General features: G+C 47.3%; 4 protein-coding genes and 1 pseudogene. All 5 read right to left on the reverse strand.

Features of this window, described 5'->3' with window-relative positions; translation table 11 throughout:
• Nucleotides 1-86 precede the first annotated feature (86 nt).
• Nucleotides 87-443: a hypothetical protein gene (locus AK963_RS27365; RefSeq protein ID WP_066018490.1), complete on the reverse strand. Its 357-nt coding sequence runs from the start codon at nt 441-443 to the stop codon at nt 87-89.
• A 135-nt stretch (nt 444-578) separates the two neighbouring features.
• Nucleotides 579-1,322, reverse strand: a complete 744-nt coding sequence (locus AK963_RS27370; protein ID WP_066018491.1) for an amino acid ABC transporter ATP-binding protein — start codon at nt 1,320-1,322, stop codon at nt 579-581.
• Nucleotides 1,306-2,322 (reverse strand): amino acid ABC transporter permease, encoded by a 1,017-nt coding sequence (locus tag AK963_RS27375; protein ID WP_238593868.1) that lies wholly within the window; start codon nt 2,320-2,322, stop codon nt 1,306-1,308. Before AK963_RS27375 ends, AK963_RS27370 begins: the two co-directional genes overlap by 17 nt.
• Complete coding sequence (locus AK963_RS27380; protein WP_274520560.1) at nt 2,301-2,861, reverse strand: transporter substrate-binding domain-containing protein; 561 nt, start codon at nt 2,859-2,861, stop codon at nt 2,301-2,303. The genes AK963_RS27375 and AK963_RS27380 overlap by 22 nt, the downstream gene beginning before the upstream one ends.
• Nucleotides 2,843-3,032 (reverse strand): annotated as a pseudogene (locus AK963_RS36090) (IS630 family transposase); the annotation flags it as partial. The gene AK963_RS27380 and the pseudogene AK963_RS36090, both read right to left, overlap by 19 nt.

The following is a 3,032-nucleotide window of genomic DNA, read 5'->3' on the forward strand; positions in this document are numbered from 1 at the left end:
GACTGTAGTGATAAACTCTTCAACGGGCATGACTGAAACCTTCTTTTTTGCTTTTTACTGCTTTTAATAGCAGAAAGCAGGTTCAGTCATGTCTCCTTATGCAAACCTAAAAGTCGCACATGGCGTATGCTTAGTAACCGGGTACGAATCCAGTGCAAGTGAGATATTGCCGCATACCCGGGGACATCCTGCATCAGGGCATTATTCAAAAATGGCAACAGATTCAGCATCGGCTTGCCATCAACCGTGTTACCTTTCAGGGTATTTAGTAACTTCCAGGTTGAGAATGGACCATTACCATCCGAAACGCTGTCTCCGAATACCAGTACATTTTCGATCTGTATCTTTACTTTAGAATCAGCGGTGTATGCTACCTCTGAAATTAGAACTGAAGCGCATAAAAAGAGGAAGAGAAAGAACGAACTACTGAAGAATGGTTTCATAGTAGCAAACCCGAATAACCTGATACTGGATTAAAGTAGCTATAGATCAGGAGTGCTACCAATGAAACTTAGATTTATATGTGTCGTTCAATATAAACGACAACAATAATTTATATGACTGACATTAAGAATTCATTAAATCACCTGACTTAAGAAAACCCTCAAACGTTCATTGTCCGGTGCTTCAAAAAACACGTCAGGCTCACTATCAACCAGTAACTCACCTCTATCCATAAACAGGACACGATCAGCCACTTCCCGCGCAAACCCCATTTCGTGGGTAACCACCACCATGGTCATCCCCTCTCTGGCAAGCTGTTTCATAACATCCAGAACTTCACCAACCATTTCCGGATCAAGCGCACTGGTGGGTTCATCAAACAACATAATTCGCGGCTGCATTGCCAATGCCCTGGCGATAGCAACCCGCTGCTGCTGTCCACCCGACAGTTGTGGAGGAAAACTGACGGCCTTATCCGACAACCCTACTTTCAGCAGAAGGGCTTTTGCCCGCTCTTCTGCGTCAGTACGGCTGAGCCCACGAACTTTCATGGGAGCCAGACAGATATTGTCCATTACTGACAGGTGAGGGAACAGATTAAACGACTGGAAAACCATCCCCACCTCTTCCCGGAGCTTATTCACATCCCCGGGAGTGGTCAGAGAGATGCCATCAACAACAATCTCACCATCATTAATGGTTTCCAGTTGGTTCAGGGTTCTCAGAAATGTCGACTTACCGGAACCGCTGGGGCCAATGACCACAACGACCTCACCTTCCTGAATATTCTGATGAATATTCTTTAGAGCATGTACACCGTTGGGATAGACCTTCTCAACCCCGGTCACCTGAATAATGGTTTCAGTCTCTGACGGCATATCTCACCTCCAAACGACGAACCAGCCAGGAAAGCGTGGCCGTCAGAACCAGGTACAGCAAGGCAACACTGAACCACACTTCAAATGGACTGAAGGTCACACTCACCACCTCCCTTCCAGCCTTGGTAAGATCTGTAAGTGAGATAACGGAAACCAGTGAAGAGTCCTTGATCAAGTTGATAAACTGGCCTGCCAGTGGCGGAAGCACTCTCTTAAAAGCCTGCGGCAGAATGATATACCGCATGGTCATACTACGGCTCATTCCCAGGCTTCGCCCTGCCTCCATCTGTCCCCGGCTGATCGACTCGATACCTGCACGGATAATTTCTGCGACATAGGCGCCTGTGAATACTGACAACGCCACCACCCCTGCGGTGAATCGCTCCAGATCCATCACGGTCCCAATAAAGAAATAGACAATGAAGATTTGCACCAGCAGAGGTGTTCCCCTCACCAGCTCGACGTAGACGGTCGCAAGGTGCCGCAATGCCGGATTGGGTGATATTCGAGCCAGACCCGCAAGAGCCCCAAGCAGAATGGCAAAAACAATCGACACCAGTGAGAGCTTGATGGTCATCCAGAGCCCAGTAGCTATCGGTCCTGGCTGCCAGTGATAGTTAACCGCCAGCAAGTCTCCTTCGAAGATCAGATCACCGTCCCCGATAGCAATTTCCTGATATCCGGCAACAGTAACACGCTCACTGTCGTCACTATCATTAACGAGAGTCAGCTCTCCCCTTTCATTACTTTCTATGGTGCCATCAAACTCTGCACGAAGCTCATCGTGGGCCTGATAAACAATATACTGAGGAATTCGATCCCAGCGCCAGATGTAGTCAATCGCTTGACTGGACTTGTAGATACCCAGACCCAACAGCAGCAATATGGCAGCAAAGACCAGATTCCATAGAACCTGGTTTGGCTGCTTTTCCATTTGCAAAGGCTGGCCTTTCACGGGTTTACCCTGCAGCATCAGCTTTACTTCAGGGTCTTTTGCCATGCGGAACTTTCGAACCACTTGGCGTAAATTTTATCGTAAGTACCATCGCCCTGAATCTGGGTCAGGAAGTTATTCAACCAGTTAACAAAGTCCGGATCGCCCTTACGAACACCCCACGCCAGCGGCTCATAGGTAAAGGGTGTATCCAGGTGAACCAGTTTTCCCGGATTCTGGCTGGAATAGACCGCATTAAACGGCAGGTCATAGATAAATGCATCTGCCTTGCCATTCACAACTTCGATGGCACCTTCAGATTCTGTTTCAAACAGTCTCAGTTTGGCTTTGCTCAGGTAACGTTTAGCCGCCAGATCGCCAGTAGTACCCAGCTTTGAAACAACGGTATATTTTGGATTATTCAGATCTTTGTAAGACTTGATTTCACCTTCCAGGCCATTGCGCAGCAATACACTCTGGCCAATGACAATATAGGGATTGGCAAAGTTAATCTGAAGGTTACGCTGGGAAGTCAGGGTCATACCGGACATGATAATGTCGAACTTATACCAATTGAATTTTCTAACTACTGTATAACTGCCCAATCACGGGAGCACAGACTGAACAGTCGACCAGCTTCGCTGCAAAGGTTATTCCAAGCTTCACAGCAACAATCTACAATATTTTCATAACCTGAAAATGCTTTGTTTGATAAGTCATGCTCCCGCATCCACTCCCATAGCCTTTCTGAGCTGTTTAACTCCGGTGCGAATGGT

Origin of the sequence: Endozoicomonas atrinae, assembly GCF_001647025.1 — a bacterium.
GTDB lineage: Bacteria > Pseudomonadota > Gammaproteobacteria > Pseudomonadales > Endozoicomonadaceae > Endozoicomonas > Endozoicomonas atrinae.